Below are 12,754 nucleotides of genomic sequence, written 5' to 3'. Positions count from 1 at the left end.
GCACCCGCACCCGCACCGCGCCGTGCCGCCCGCACCGCCCCGCACCCCCCGCCCCCGCTACCCGTCCAGCGCCACCCGCCAAGCGCGGACCGCCTCCGGCGACACCGGCGCCGCCCAGCCCCCCGGCCGCGCCGCCCCGCCGATATGGAACGCATCGATACCGGCGGCGCTCAGCGCCGGCACATGGTCGAGGCGCAGACCACCGCCGACCAGCAGCTGCGGCAGATAGCCCGGCGCACCCCGCTTACCCGCCGCCGCCTCCGCCAACAGCACCGGCAACCCCGCGTCGACGCCCTCCGCCGCCCCCGCCGTCAGGTACGTGTCCAGGCCGGGCAGCTCCGCGAGCCGCTTGCGCAACGCGACACGGTCCACCGCCCGGTCGATCGCCCGGTGGAACGTCCACCTGCACCCCTCGATCTCCGCCACCACCCGCTCGACCGCGACCAGATCGGGATTCCCGTCCGCGTCGAGGAAACCGAGTACGAACTCGTCAGCCCCCTCCGCGAGCATCCCCTGCGCCGCCAGCACCAGCTCGTCGACGTCCCCGGCGAGGAACCCGTCCGCCAGCCGCAGCATCACACGCAGCGGGATGTCCACCGCCGCCCGGATCCGCCCGAAGGTCTCGCGGGACGGGGTCAGACCGTCCGCCGCCATGTCGGTGACCAGCTCGAGCCGGTCCGCCCCTCCGGACTGGGCGGCGATCGCGTCCTCCGCGTCGAGAGCGATCACCTCCAGGACTGCACGGTTGTTCATGGGACCCCATTCCTCGGGAAAAACGGCGACTACAGGTCTAGTCCAATATCCACCCTAGAGCCCAAGCCCCGCCAGCGCACCCACGCACCCACGCACCACGCACCCACGCAGAGCCCAGACCGAACGCAGCGTGCCCGGCGGCAGAATGAGGGACATGAACGCCACGGCCGCCGCCACCCCACGCCACCCCGCGCACGACGATCTGATCCGCCGCTGGCTGAACACCGTCCCCGCCGGCAGCGAGCTTTCCGCCGACCCCCGCCCGTACGCCGAGAACCTCCTCGCCCGCTGGGCCGAACCGCAGCGCCGCTACCACTCCACCGACCACCTGATCGCGGTCCTCGGCCACCTCGACACCCTGGCCGCCCACGCCGACGACCCGGCCACCGTCCGCCTCGCCGCCTGGTTCCACGACGCGGTCTACCGCCCCGACCGCTCCGAGAACGAGGAGCGCAGCGCCCTCCTGGCCGAGCGCGCGCTGTCCGAGCTGGGGCTCGACGAGGCCCGTACGGCCGAGGTCGCCCGCCTGGTCCGCCTCACCGCCACCCACGACCCCGCCCCCGGCGACACCAACGGCGAGGCCCTGTGCGACGCGGACCTGGCGATCCTGGCCGCGCCCCCGGCGCCGTACGCGGCCTACGCGGCAGCGGTGCGCGAGGAGTACGGCTTCGTCCCCGACGCCGCGTTCCGCGAGGGGCGCGCGGCGGTGCTGCGGCAGCTCCTGGAGCTGCCGACGCTGTTCCGTACGCCGCACGGGCGGGCCGAGTGGGAAGCGCGGGCGCGGCAGAACCTGGCGACGGAGCTGGAACTGCTCACGGTGTGAGCAGGAGGGGGAACGGGAGCGGGAATGCCAACCCGGGCGGGAATGTAAGCGGCGCCGGTGGTGTTCTCCCCTGTCATGCCCGACTCTGCCGACCGACGCACCCGCATGCCCCTGGCCGTTTACATACTCGGCATGGCGGTCTTCGCCCTCGGAACCAGCGAATTCATGCTGTCCGGGCTGCTGCCGCCGATCGCCGCCGACATGGACGTCTCGATCCCGCAGGCCGGGCTCCTGATCTCGGCCTTCGCCATCGGCATGGTGATCGGTGCCCCCCTGCTGGCCGTCGCCACGCTGCGCCTGCCCCGGCGTACGACCCTGATCGCCCTGATCACGGTGTTCGGCCTCGGCCAGGTCGCCGGCGCACTGGCGCCTTCGTACGAGCTGCTCTTCGCCTCGCGCGTCGTGAGCGCGTTCGCGTGCGCCGGGTTCTGGGCGGTGGGGGCGGCGGTCGCCATCGCGATGGTGCCGGTGAACTCACGGGCGCGGGCGATGGCCGTCATGATCGGCGGACTGAGCATCGCGAACGTACTGGGCGTGCCCGCCGGGGCGTTCCTCGGCGAGCACCTCGGCTGGCGGTCGGCGTTCTGGGCGGTGGGCGCGGCGTCGGCGCTCGCGCTGGTGGGGGTCGTGACGCTGATCCCCCGCATCCCCCTCCCCGAGGAGAAGCCGCGGCTCAAGCGGGAGCTGGCGATCTACCGTGACGGCCAGGTCTGGCTCGCGATCACGATCACGGCGCTCGCGGCGGGCGGCGTCTTCTGCGCGTTCAGCTACCTCGCGCCGCTGCTGACCGATGTGGCGGGCCTCGACGCGGGCTGGGTGCCGACGGTCCTGGCGCTGTTCGGCATCGGTGCGCTGATCGGTACGACGGTGGGCGGGCGGGTCGCGGACGCGCACCTCTTCGGCGTACTGATCAGCGGTATCGCGGCGTCGACGGTCTTCCTGGTGGCGCTGGCCCTCTTCGCTTCGAGCGCGGTGGTGGCGGTGGCCCTGTCGTTCCTGCTCGGGCTCTCGGCGTTCTACACCGCGCCCGCGCTCAACGCCCGGATGTTCAACGTCGCGGGCGCGGCGCCGACGCTGGCCGGGGCGACCACGACGGCGGCGTTCAATCTGGGCAACACGGGCGGCCCGTGGCTCGGCGGCACGGTGATCGACGCGGACTTCGGCTTCTCGTCGACGGCGTGGGCGGGGGCGGCGATGACGGTGCTGGCGCTGGTGGCGGTGGCGTTCTCGCTGCGGCTCCAGCGGCGCGGGGGCGGCTCGCGCGTGATCGCGAGCTCGGCGAAGCCCCCGGCCACGAACTTCACCGCGTCGGAGCGCACCGGGCCGTAAGGCCGGACGCGAGTTGCCTGCGGCGCACCCGCACCGCACCCACACCGCACCCGCACCGCACCCCCGCCACCTACCCCGGTGCCGGCCGCCCCTTGGGCCTGCGCAACCCCGCCCCCGTAAGCCTCCGCACCAGCTCCTTCGAGCCCACCTCCACCGCCCCCGCGGCCACCGCATCCGCGTACCGCGCATCCGGCACGTCGTAGTGGTCGCGGTCGAACGCACGTGGCGGGCACCCGATGGCCGCCGCGAAGGCGTGCAGTTCCTCGTACGAGACGTCACTCACCAGGTGCGACCACATCCGCCCGTGGCCCGGCCACGTCGGCGGGTCGATGTACAGCGTCACCGCAGACTGCCGATCGGCGCCACGATCACGGCCGCCTTCGTGCACACCCAGTGCGGGTCCGGCCCCAGCTCCGGTTCGACCTCCAGCGCGTGCGGCTCGCCGGCCGTGCACACCGGGCAGATCGGCCAGCGGCCGTACCCCTTCAGCAGCGCGTCCTGAACGTCCTGGGCGATCAGGCCCGCGACGTACTCCGCGCCCTCGGGCCACTGCTCCACCCACCAGCGGCGGTGCACAATCGCGTCCTCGACCAGCGACACGACGTCCGCCTGAGCCACGTCGCGGGCCGCGAGGTCGGCCATGACCAGCGCGCGGGCGGCGTGCAGGGCCTGTTCGGCGGGAGAGGGAATGGGGTCCATACGACCCATTGTCGCGCGCCCCGCACCCGCCCCCGCAGGCCCCGCAACCTCAACCGCAGCGGCCCCAGGTGGGGGTTGACGGCCGAACACTGCGGAAAATATCTTTCAGTAGTGACCAATGAAGTGAAGGAAATTTTCACCGGCTCCGGCAGGGCCGCCCCGCCCGCCCCCGCCGCCCTCGCAGCCAAGGTACGGACCCTCGCCCCCTCCATGACCCGCTCCATGCAGCGCGTCGCGGAGGCCGTCGCCGCCGACCCCGCCGGCTGCGCCGCCCTCACGGTCACCGGCCTCGCGGAGCTCACCGGCACCAGCGAGGCCACCGTCGTCCGTACCGCGCGCCTCCTCGGCTACCCCGGCTACCGCGACCTGCGCCTCGCCCTCGCCGGCCTCGCAGCACAGCAGCAGTCGGGCCGGGCGCCCGCCGTGACCGCCGACATCTCCGTCGACGACCCCATCGCGGACGTCGTCACCAAGCTGGCGTACGACGAACAGCAGACCCTCGCCGACACCGCCGCCGGCCTGGACACCGTCCAGCTCGGCGCCGCCGTCACCGCCCTCTCCGCAGCCCGCCGCATCGACATCTACGGCGTCGGAGCCTCCTCCCTCGTCGGCATGGACCTCGCCCAGAAGCTGCTCCGCATCGGCCTCATCGCACACGCGCACACCGACCCGCACCTCGCCGTCACCAACGCCGTGCAGCTGCGCTCCGGCGACGTGGCGATAGCCATCACGCACTCGGGCTCCACCGGCGACGCCATCGAGCCCCTGCGCGTCGCCTTCGACCGGGGCGCCACGACGGTCGCGATCACGGGCCGCCCGGACGGGCCCGTATCGCAGTACGCCGACCACATCCTGACCACGTCGACCGCCCGCGAGAGCGAACTGCGCCCGGCGGCCATGTCCAGCCGTACGAGCCAACTCCTCGTCGTGGACTGCCTGTTCATAGGCGTGGCCCAGCGTACGTACGAAACGGCCGCCCCCGCCCTCGCCGCCTCCTACGAGGCGCTGGCGCACCGCCACACGCCCCGCAGCGGCAGCCGGTAGCCGACAGCCGGGTAGCCGGTAGCCCCACATCTCAGCCGTACGACGAGAAAGAGCCGCACTCCTCATGACCTCCACCAGCGCGAACGCGACCTCCAATCCGTACGGCGAACTGCGCGCCCAGCTCGCCACCCTCACCACCGAGGCCTTCCGCCCCGAGCTCGCCGAGATCGACCAGCTGCCGACGGCCGAGATCGCCCGCATCATGAACGGCGAGGACCGCACCGTCCCCGACGCCGTCGCCGCCCGGCTCCCGCAGATCGCCGCCGCCATCGACGCCACCGCGGAACGGATGGCTCGCGGCGGCCGCCTCGTCTACGCGGGCGCCGGCACGGCGGGCCGACTCGGCGTACTGGACGCGAGCGAATGCCCGCCCACCTTCAACACCGACCCCGCCGAAGTCGTCGGCCTGATCGCGGGCGGACCGTCCGCGATGGTCAAGGCGGTCGAAGGCGCGGAGGACTCCAAGGAGTTGGCGGCCGAGGACCTGGACGCACTCGGCCTGACCGGCGACGACACCGTCGTAGGCATCTCGGCCTCCGGCCGCACCCCGTACGCGATCGGCGCCGTCGAACACGCCCGCACGCGCGGGGCCCTCACCATCGGCCTCTCCTGCAACGCGGACAGCGCACTGGGCGCCGCCGCCGAGCACGCCCTGGAAATCGTGGTCGGCCCGGAACTCCTCACCGGCTCCACCCGCCTCAAAGCGGGCACGGCCCAGAAGCTCGTGCTCAACATGATCTCGACCATCACGATGATCCGCCTCGGCAAGACCTACGGAAACCTCATGGTCGACGTACGCGCCTCCAACGAGAAGCTGCGCGCCCGCTCCCGCCGCATCGTCGCGCTCGCGACGGGCGCGCAGGACACGGAGATCGAGGCCGCGCTCACCGCCACCGACGGAGAGGTGAAGGACGCCATCCTGGTGCTCCTCGGGTCCGTCGACGGCCCCACCGCCGCCACCCTGCTCGACGAAGCGCGGGGCCACTTGCGCGTGGCGCTGCGGGCCGCCGCCGCCCGTAGGCGCTGAACTGCAAGTACCACCCCCGCACAGCAAGGCACCACGCACCATGACAGAGAACAAGAACCGCGCCACCGCCGCCGCGATCCTTCCGCTCGTCGGAGGCGCGGGGAACGTCACCTCCATCGCCCACTGCATGACCCGCCTCCGGCTGGGCCTGCGTGACCGCGCCCTGGTCCGGGACGAGGAGCTGAAGGCGCTCCCCGCCGTCATGGGAGTGGTCGAGGACACGACGTACCAGATCGTGCTCGGCCCCGGCACGGTCGCCCGGGTCACCCCGGAGTTCGAGGCCCTGGTCGAGGAGGAACGGGCGGCAACCACCCTCACACCCACCCCCACACCGGACCCGGCCACCCCCCTCGCCGCCGACGAACTCGCCGCGCAGGGCGCCGCCATCAAGGCCGAGCGGAAGGCGAAGAACGCCACCCCCTTCAAGCTCTTCCTGCGCAAGATCGCGAACATCTTCGTCCCGCTGATCCCCGCCCTCATCGGCTGCGGCATCATCGCCGGCTTCAACGGCCTGCTGGTCAACCTCGGCCGGCTCCCTGCCGTCACCCCCGCCCTCGCCGCGATCGCGACCGGCTTCATGGCCCTGATCGCGGTCTTCGTAGGCCTGAACACCGCAAAGGAATTCGGCGGTACGCCGATCCTGGGCGGCGCGGTCGCCGCGATCATCGTCTTCCCTGGCGTCGCCAAGATCGAGGCGTTCGGCCAGCCCCTGTCCCCCGGCCAGGGCGGTGTGCTCGGCGCGCTCGGCGCGGCGGTGCTCGCTGTGTACGTCGAGAAATGGTGCCGGCGCTGGGTCCCGGAGGCCCTCGACGTCCTGGTCACCCCGACCGTCACGGTCCTGGTCGCCGGCCTCGTCACCGTCTTCGGCCTGATGTTCGTGGCCGGTGAGATCTCCACCGCCATCGGCGACTTCGCGGGCTGGCTGCTCGCCACCGGCGGCGCGGCGGCGGGCTTCGTCCTCGGCGGCCTGTTCCTCCCCCTCGTCATGCTCGGCCTGCACCAGGCCCTCATCCCGATCCACGCCACCCTCATCGAGCAGCAGGGCTTCACAGTCCTCCTGCCGATCCTCGCCATGGCAGGCGCGGGCCAGGTCGGCGCGGCCGTCGCGGTCTACGTCCGCCTCCCCCGCAACGGCTCGATCCGCCGCACCATCAAGTCCGCGCTCCCGGCCGGTTTCCTGGGCGTGGGCGAGCCCCTGATCTACGGCGTCTCACTCCCCCTGGGCCGCCCGTTCATCACGGCGTGCATCGGCGGCGCCTTCGGCGGCGGCTTCGTCGGCCTCTTCAGCCAGCTCGGTGACTCGGTCGGCTCCACCGCCATCGGCCCGTCCGGCTGGGCCCTGTTCCCCCTCCTGGACGGCAACCAGGGCGTGGGCACGATGATCGCGGTCTACGCCGCCGGCCTGGTCATCGGTTACGTCGCGGGCTTCCTGGCCACGTACTTCTTCGGCTTCAGCAAGCAGATGCTGACCGACCTCAACAGCGACGCCGACGCGGCCCCGTCCCCCAACCACATCAGTGCCTCCGGCCCGCCCGACCCGGACAGTCCGCAGAGGGAACCCGCGACGCTCTGACAGAGCCACGGCCACCAGCCGGAACTGTGCCGGCACGGGGGCGCCCTCCCCTGCCGGCACGACGCCGAGCACTCGGCTCACGGCACGGACCCGCGCTCCACCACCCACTCGGTGGGCTGCCCCGTGAATCCGGCGATGTGGTCGAAGTCACCGTCGTAGTGCAGGACTGTCACCCCGTGCCGCTCAGCTGTGGCCGCGATCAGCAGATCCGGAATCGAAGCCTCTCGGTGCATTCCCTTGCCCGCCAGGAGCCCTTGGATCTCGACTGCCCGCGCGCCGATCTCGTCGGTCATGGGAAGCCAGTCGAACCCCTTCCGGACCGAACGCCCGGCAGCATGCTCCGACGCGTTGCGGGCGCTGTACAAGATCTCCAAATCCACGACGGCGCAGGTCGCTACGAGGCCGCGCTGCACCAGCGGCTGCAGCACCGTCCTGACCGAGGGGTGCCTCGCTCGCGCCCAGACGCTCTTGTCGACCAGGTATCGGGCTACTGCCACGCCTTCGCCATCACTTCCGGGTTACCGAGGTCGCTGAAAACCCCTTCATCCAGCATCTCCATGAACCGCTGCCGCTTGGCCGCGGCGACAAATTCCGCCAGAGCGCTGTTGACGGTGGCCCGCTTCGTCGTGGTGCCCAGTATCTCGGCAGCCTCGGCAACCAGCACATCATCCAGGTCGATCATGGTGCGCGACATTAGCCGCCTCCAGGCATACGATTCGCACGATTCCTTACACCTAGAGTAGCGGACATACCTACAAGCGGCACGGCCACGCGTCACGGCAGTCGCCCTTCCGCGTTGATCTCCCGCACCCGCGCCCTCAGCACCTCCCCGAGTGGAGCCGGCCGCACGTCCTCGGGCGGGCAGTCCCACTCCCGGCCCCCGCCCGGCGGCCGTAGCTGTACGTACGTGCCGACGCGCCCCATGACCCGGCCCACCCGCCCGTCCCGCACATCGACGGCGTACTCCCCCGCAGCCGGCTCGCCTCCCGTCACGGCTTGAGCCCCTGGAGTACGGCGGCGAGCCGCATCGCCGTGTCGAGGTTGCAGCGCCCCAGGTCCACCAGCGGATACGGCGCCTCGCTCGCCAGCGACACCACGTCCACCCGCAGCGACGGCAGCGTCACCGCCACCACCCCGAGCCCCTCCCGCAACTGGGCCACCACCTCTTCCGCAGCCCGCAGCCGCTCCGACGATCGCACCACCATGACCAGGCACCTCCGCACTCTGTGTATTCGCTTTCCTCACACAGCGTGTCCGAATCGGCACTAGCCTGTCAGTGACGACGGCCCAACAACCCCACGTGTACGACAGGGAGTTGCCATGCCCGGACCAAAGGATCTCGACCCCTCCTCCTCCCCCCGCGCCCTGCTCGGCGCGGAACTGCGCCACGCGCGCGAGAAGGAGGGCCTCACCCAGGAGGAACTCGGCCAGCCGCTCTTCGTCAGCGGCTCGTTCATCGGTCAACTGGAGGCCGGTACGCGTCGGATGATGCCAGAGTACGCCGTGAAGATAGACGAGATCCTGGAAACGGGCGGGTTCTTCGAACGGAACTGCAAGGCGTCCACGAAGTCGAAGTACCCGGACCACTTCGCGGAGGCGGCCGAGGCAGAAGCCATCGCGACGGCTATCAAGGAGTACGCGCCGCTGCTGATCCCTGGCCTATTGCAGACGGAGCCGTACGCGAGGGCAATCTTCCGCGCGTACCAGCCGACGGCGACCGAGACGGTCATCGACGAACTGGTGGCCGCGAGACTGGAGCGCGCGCACCTCCTCGACGACCCAACAAAGCCGTTGTTGTGGACGGTTCTGGACGAGGCGGTACTGCGCCGAGAGGTCGGCGAGCCTGCGGAGATGGCGGGTGCGCTGCACCACCTGGCGGCGATGGTCCGACGCCACCGGATCATCGTGCAGGTGCTGCCGTTCGGGGCGGGCGCCCATGCGGCGATGAACGGTGGCCTCAAACTGATGGCTTTCGAAGATGCACCCCCGCTCGCCTACGTCCAGGGGCCGGAGGCAGGGAAGTTGGAGGACGATCCGGCCACGGTCGCCCGTCACGAACTGACCTACGATCTGGTCAGGGCCATGGCGCTGTCACCCAAGGAATCCCTGGCCTTGATCACATCAGTGGCGGAGGATTACGCGCATGAAGATCAGCCCTGAGTACGACCTGACCACCGCGACCTGGCACAAGTCGAGCTACAGCGACGGCAGCGGCGGCAACTGCCTGGAGGTCGCCACCTGGCGCAAGTCCACGCACAGCGGCGGAGACGGCGGCGACTGCCTCGAAGTCTCCGACGGCCACCCCGGCATCGTCCCCGTCCGCGACTCCAAGAACCCCGACGGCCCGGCACTCGTGTTCCCGACCGCCACCTGGACCGCCTTCGTCGCGGACCTCAAGCGGCGCTAGAGCGACGCCTGCCCTCCACCCCGGGCCGGGGTGGAGGGCAGGACGCCGTACGGGAGAGTCAGAGACCGCCCGTGTACAGGAGCTTGTTGGGCGTGCCCGGGGTGACGCCCGACAGCACCTGCTTGGTGGAGGTGGCATCGATCCAGTTCGCGATTTCGCCCGGCGTGGCTCCCGGGTTGACCGTGTTGTGGAGCAGGGCGGTCCCGGCCACGTGGGGAGAGGCCATGGACGTGCCGTTCAGGGCGACGCTTCCGCCGCCGAGCTTGGCCGAGACGATTGCGGCGCCCGGTGCGTAGACCTCCACGCACGGGCCGTGGTTGGAGAAGGAGGCCTGCGCGTCGGACACGTCCGACGCGGCGACCGTGACCACGCGCGGTGCGGACGCCGGGGAGACGCCGCAGGCGTCCTTCGCGTCATTGCCCGCCGCGATGACCGGCAGAACGCCGCTGTCGGAGAGCGCGGTGGCGGCTTGGTTCACCAGGCGGGAGAACCCGCCGCCGAGCGATCCGTTGAGTACGGCCGGCTTGGCGGGGTCCAGCGCGGCGTGCTTGGCCGTCCATTCGAGGCCGGCGATCATCGTGACGCTGCTGCCCTTGCCCTGACAGTCGAGGACCCGGACGCTGATGAGGTCCGCCTGGCGGGCCACGCCGTACGTCTTGCCGCCCACCGTGCCCGCGACGTGCGTGCCGTGGCCCTGGCAGTCCTTCCCGAAGCGCCCCTCCATCGGGAAGGCGTCAAAGCCTGACCTGGCGCGGCCTTCGAATTCGCTGTGGTCGTAGTCGATGCCGGTGTCGAGGATGTAGGCGTTGCCTCCGGCGCCGGTCGCGCCGGTGGTGAACTGGCCGTCGAGCGGCAGGAGGCGCTGGTCGATCCGGTCCAGGCCCCAGGACGCGGCGGGCCCGGACGCGGTGACCTCGGCGTCCTGCTCCACGGCCGCCACGCTCGGGTCGGCCCGCACGAGGGCCAGTTGGGCGTCCGTGAGCTTGGCGGCGAAGCCGTGCAGCACTTTCGTGAAGCTGAACAGGGGGGTCACGCCGACCTGACGTGCGGCTTTGGCGACGTCCGACGCGGGCTTCATGGCGACGAGGTACTGGCCGGGGACGGGTTGGTCCGCGAGTCGGAACGGAGCGGGAGCGGAACGGACGGGCTGCGTCGCCGAAGCGGACAACGGGCCTACGGTCGCCAGGACAGCCGTGACGGCAGCCGCGAGGACGATCCTCATGGGGTTTCGCATGGTCACGATGGCACCATGCAGAAACGATCACCCGCAATCACCCAGTGTGGTGGTTTGAATACAAACCGTAATGATACCGGGCGCCGAAAACGCCCGAGGGCGGCACCCCCGCAATGGGAGTGCCGCCCTCGGTCGCGTACAGCAGTACAGCGGTTCCGCAGTACAGCGATGGAGCTACTGATCCTCGACGGATCAGAAGTCCATGTCACCACCCGGCATGCCGCCGCCCGCGGGGGCACCGGCCTTCTCGGGCTTGTCGGCGATGACCGCCTCCGTGGTGAGGAAGAGCGCGGCGATGGACGCGGCGTTCTGCAGAGCGGAGCGCGTGACCTTCGCCGGGTCGATGATGCCCTCGGCGATCATGTCGACGTACTCGCCGGTCGCGGCGTTCAGGCCGTGACCGATCGGCAGGTTGCGCACCTTCTCGACGATGACGCCACCCTCGAGACCACCGTTGACGGCGATCTGCTTGAGCGGGGCCTCCAGCGCGAGCTTGACCGCGTTGGCGCCGGTCGCCTCGTCGCCCGAGAGCTCGAGCTTCTCGAAGACGGCCGTGGCCTGCAGCAGAGCCACGCCACCACCGGCGACGATGCCCTCTTCGACGGCCGCCTTCGCGTTGCGAACGGCGTCCTCGATGCGGTGCTTGCGCTCCTTGAGCTCGACCTCCGTGGCGGCACCGGCCTTGATGACGGCCACGCCGCCCGCGAGCTTCGCCAGGCGCTCCTGGAGCTTCTCGCGGTCGTAGTCCGAGTCGGAGTTCTCGATCTCGGCACGGATCTGGTTGACGCGACCCTGGACCTGGTCGCTCTCACCGGAGCCGTCGACGATCGTGGTCTCGTCCTTGGTGATGACGACCTTGCGGGCACGGCCGAGCAGGTCGAGGCCGGCGTTCTCGAGCTTGAGGCCGACCTCCTCGGAGATGACGGTGCCACCGGTGAGGATGGCGATGTCGCCGAGCATGGCCTTGCGGCGGTCACCGAAGCCCGGAGCCTTGACGGCGACGGACTTGAAGGTGCCACGGATCTTGTTGACGACGAGCGTGGACAGCGCCTCGCCCTCGACGTCCTCCGCGATGATCAGCAGCGGCTTGCCCGACTGCATGACCTTCTCCAGCAGCGGAAGGAGGTCCTTCACGTTGGAGATCTTGGAGTTGACGATCAGGATGTACGGGTCGTCGAGCGACGACTCCATGCGCTCCATGTCGGTGGCGAAGTACGCCGAGATGTAGCCCTTGTCGAAGCGCATGCCCTCGGTGAGCTCAAGCTCGAGCCCGAAGGTCTGCGACTCCTCGACGGTGATGACGCCTTCCTTGCCGACCTTGTCCATCGCCTCGGCGATGAGCTCGCCGATCTGGGTGTCGGCGGCGGAGATGGAGGCCGTAGAAGCGATCTGCTCCTTGGTCTCCACGTCCTTGGCCTGCTCAAGGAGAGCGGCGGAGACGGCCTCGACGGCCTTCTCGATGCCACGCTTGAGGGCCATCGGGTTGGCGCCGGCGGCTACGTTGCGCAGGCCCTCGCGGACCAGAGCCTGGGCGAGGACAGTCGCGGTCGTCGTGCCGTCACCGGCGACGTCGTCGGTCTTCTTCGCGACTTCCTTGACCAGCTCGGCGCCGATCTTCTCGTACGGGTCCTCGAGCTCGATCTCCTTGGCGATGGAAACACCATCGTTGGTGATCGTGGGGGCGCCCCACTTCTTCTCGAGGACGACGTTACGGCCCTTGGGGCCGAGGGTGACCTTGACGGCGTCGGCGAGCTGGTTCATCCCGCGCTCGAGACCGCGCCGTGCCTCCTCGTCGAACGCGATGATCTTGGCCATGTGAAGTGGTCCTCCCGGACTGGGGTGGATTCTCCGGACCGAGTGGCGCC

At 70.7% G+C, this 12,754-nt stretch carries 16 protein-coding genes; 7 read left to right on the top strand and 9 right to left on the bottom strand.

Translation table 11 applies throughout. The features are described 5' to 3' along the window. Positions 1 to 57: 57 nt before the first annotated feature. Positions 58 to 753 (bottom strand): copper homeostasis protein CutC, encoded by a 696-nt coding sequence (locus AC1P0E_RS19020; RefSeq protein WP_482743350.1) that lies wholly within the window; start codon positions 751 to 753, stop codon positions 58 to 60. Between the two features lie 154 nt (positions 754 to 907). Between AC1P0E_RS19020 and AC1P0E_RS19015 the strand changes: the two genes are divergently transcribed. Together AC1P0E_RS19015 and AC1P0E_RS19010 are read left to right on the top strand one after the other, a co-directional pair. Then, entirely contained in the window at positions 908 to 1,576 is a 669-nt protein-coding gene (locus AC1P0E_RS19015; RefSeq protein WP_482743349.1) for an HD domain-containing protein, read from the top strand. A 105-nt stretch (positions 1,577 to 1,681) separates the two neighbouring features. Continuing rightward, the gene (locus tag AC1P0E_RS19010) at positions 1,682 to 2,905 is read left to right on the top strand and encodes a Cmx/CmrA family chloramphenicol efflux MFS transporter (protein WP_482745807.1); all 1,224 of its coding nucleotides are present in this window, start codon (positions 1,682 to 1,684) and stop codon (positions 2,903 to 2,905) included. Between the two features lie 70 nt (positions 2,906 to 2,975). On the opposite strand, the gene AC1P0E_RS19005 is transcribed toward AC1P0E_RS19010, so the two are convergent. Both AC1P0E_RS19005 and AC1P0E_RS19000 read right to left on the bottom strand, forming a co-directional pair. Beyond that, positions 2,976 to 3,248 (bottom strand): DUF4031 domain-containing protein, encoded by a 273-nt coding sequence (locus AC1P0E_RS19005; RefSeq protein ID WP_482743348.1) that lies wholly within the window; start codon positions 3,246 to 3,248, stop codon positions 2,976 to 2,978. Further along, complete coding sequence (locus tag AC1P0E_RS19000; RefSeq protein WP_482743347.1) at positions 3,245 to 3,604, bottom strand: hypothetical protein; 360 nt, start codon at positions 3,602 to 3,604, stop codon at positions 3,245 to 3,247. The genes AC1P0E_RS19005 and AC1P0E_RS19000 overlap by 4 nt, the downstream gene beginning before the upstream one ends. A 111-nt stretch (positions 3,605 to 3,715) precedes the next feature. On the opposite strand from AC1P0E_RS19000, the gene AC1P0E_RS18995 reads away from it, so the two are divergent. The 3 genes from AC1P0E_RS18995 (at position 3,716) to AC1P0E_RS18985 (ending at position 7,248) form a co-directional block, all read left to right on the top strand. Continuing rightward, entirely contained in the window at positions 3,716 to 4,648 is a 933-nt protein-coding gene (locus tag AC1P0E_RS18995) for a MurR/RpiR family transcriptional regulator (protein WP_482743346.1), read from the top strand. A 64-nt stretch (positions 4,649 to 4,712) separates the two neighbouring features. Then, complete coding sequence (gene murQ / locus AC1P0E_RS18990; RefSeq protein ID WP_482743345.1) at positions 4,713 to 5,675, top strand: N-acetylmuramic acid 6-phosphate etherase; 963 nt, start codon at positions 4,713 to 4,715, stop codon at positions 5,673 to 5,675. A gap of 40 nt (positions 5,676 to 5,715) precedes the next feature. Next, entirely contained in the window at positions 5,716 to 7,248 is a 1,533-nt protein-coding gene (locus tag AC1P0E_RS18985) for a PTS transporter subunit EIIC (protein ID WP_482743344.1), read from the top strand. Positions 7,249 to 7,325: 77 nt separating this feature from the next. Here AC1P0E_RS18985 and AC1P0E_RS18980 read toward each other — a convergent pair whose 3' ends face one another. The 4 genes from AC1P0E_RS18980 to AC1P0E_RS18965 all read right to left on the bottom strand — a co-directional run bounded on the left by AC1P0E_RS18980 (position 7,326) and on the right by AC1P0E_RS18965 (position 8,453). Next, a complete protein-coding gene (locus AC1P0E_RS18980; protein ID WP_482743343.1) occupies positions 7,326 to 7,745 on the bottom strand; it encodes a PIN domain-containing protein in 420 nt (139 codons plus the stop codon). Continuing rightward, positions 7,736 to 7,930: a type II toxin-antitoxin system VapB family antitoxin gene (locus AC1P0E_RS18975; protein ID WP_482743342.1), complete on the bottom strand. Its 195-nt coding sequence runs from the start codon at positions 7,928 to 7,930 to the stop codon at positions 7,736 to 7,738. Before AC1P0E_RS18975 ends, AC1P0E_RS18980 begins: the two co-directional genes overlap by 10 nt. Before the next feature lie 92 nt (positions 7,931 to 8,022). Then, positions 8,023 to 8,241 (bottom strand): hypothetical protein, encoded by a 219-nt coding sequence (locus AC1P0E_RS18970; protein ID WP_482745982.1) that lies wholly within the window; start codon positions 8,239 to 8,241, stop codon positions 8,023 to 8,025. Then, the gene (locus tag AC1P0E_RS18965) at positions 8,238 to 8,453 is read right to left on the bottom strand and encodes a hypothetical protein (RefSeq protein ID WP_069928212.1); all 216 of its coding nucleotides are present in this window, start codon (positions 8,451 to 8,453) and stop codon (positions 8,238 to 8,240) included. Before AC1P0E_RS18965 ends, AC1P0E_RS18970 begins: the two co-directional genes overlap by 4 nt. A 115-nt stretch (positions 8,454 to 8,568) precedes the next feature. Between AC1P0E_RS18965 and AC1P0E_RS18960 the strand changes: the two genes are divergently transcribed. Together AC1P0E_RS18960 and AC1P0E_RS18955 are read left to right on the top strand one after the other, a co-directional pair. Then, positions 8,569 to 9,408, top strand: coding sequence for a helix-turn-helix domain-containing protein (locus AC1P0E_RS18960; protein ID WP_482743341.1), 840 nt, complete (start codon positions 8,569 to 8,571; stop codon positions 9,406 to 9,408). Continuing rightward, positions 9,392 to 9,655, top strand: coding sequence for a DUF397 domain-containing protein (locus AC1P0E_RS18955; RefSeq protein ID WP_482743340.1), 264 nt, complete (start codon positions 9,392 to 9,394; stop codon positions 9,653 to 9,655). The genes AC1P0E_RS18960 and AC1P0E_RS18955 overlap by 17 nt, the downstream gene beginning before the upstream one ends. A 58-nt stretch (positions 9,656 to 9,713) precedes the next feature. Here AC1P0E_RS18955 and AC1P0E_RS18950 read toward each other — a convergent pair whose 3' ends face one another. Further along, on the bottom strand, positions 9,714 to 10,877 hold the full coding sequence (locus AC1P0E_RS18950; RefSeq protein WP_482745806.1) for a S8 family peptidase: 1,164 nt from the start codon (positions 10,875 to 10,877) through the stop codon (positions 9,714 to 9,716). 204 nt (positions 10,878 to 11,081) lie between these two features. Then, positions 11,082 to 12,704 (bottom strand): chaperonin GroEL, encoded by a 1,623-nt coding sequence (gene groL / locus AC1P0E_RS18945; RefSeq protein WP_482743339.1) that lies wholly within the window; start codon positions 12,702 to 12,704, stop codon positions 11,082 to 11,084. Positions 12,705 to 12,754 lie beyond the last annotated feature (50 nt).

The organism is Streptomyces sp. TRD_SC_5, from assembly GCF_056836825.1.
The sequence above is the reverse complement of the archived record's forward strand: the minus strand, read 5'-3'. Positions and strand labels throughout refer to the sequence as shown.

Coding starts and splice junctions, on each gene's coding strand:
- AC1P0E_RS19020 (WP_482743350.1), bottom strand. CDS start 753: ATGAACAACCGTGCAGTCCTGGAGGTGATCGCTCTCGACGCGGAGGAC.
- AC1P0E_RS19015 (WP_482743349.1), top strand. CDS start 908: ATGAACGCCACGGCCGCCGCCACCCCACGCCACCCCGCGCACGACGAT.
- AC1P0E_RS19010 (WP_482745807.1), top strand. CDS start 1,682: ATGCCCCTGGCCGTTTACATACTCGGCATGGCGGTCTTCGCCCTCGGA.
- AC1P0E_RS19000 (WP_482743347.1), bottom strand. CDS start 3,604: ATGGACCCCATTCCCTCTCCCGCCGAACAGGCCCTGCACGCCGCCCGC.
- murQ (WP_482743345.1), top strand. CDS start 4,713: ATGACCTCCACCAGCGCGAACGCGACCTCCAATCCGTACGGCGAACTG.
- AC1P0E_RS18985 (WP_482743344.1), top strand. CDS start 5,716: ATGACAGAGAACAAGAACCGCGCCACCGCCGCCGCGATCCTTCCGCTC.
- AC1P0E_RS18975 (WP_482743342.1), bottom strand. CDS start 7,930: ATGATCGACCTGGATGATGTGCTGGTTGCCGAGGCTGCCGAGATACTG.
- AC1P0E_RS18965 (WP_069928212.1), bottom strand. CDS start 8,453: ATGGTGGTGCGATCGTCGGAGCGGCTGCGGGCTGCGGAAGAGGTGGTG.
- AC1P0E_RS18960 (WP_482743341.1), top strand. CDS start 8,569: ATGCCCGGACCAAAGGATCTCGACCCCTCCTCCTCCCCCCGCGCCCTG.
- AC1P0E_RS18955 (WP_482743340.1), top strand. CDS start 9,392: ATGAAGATCAGCCCTGAGTACGACCTGACCACCGCGACCTGGCACAAG.
- AC1P0E_RS18950 (WP_482745806.1), bottom strand. CDS start 10,877: ATGAGGATCGTCCTCGCGGCTGCCGTCACGGCTGTCCTGGCGACCGTA.
- groL (WP_482743339.1), bottom strand. CDS start 12,704: ATGGCCAAGATCATCGCGTTCGACGAGGAGGCACGGCGCGGTCTCGAG.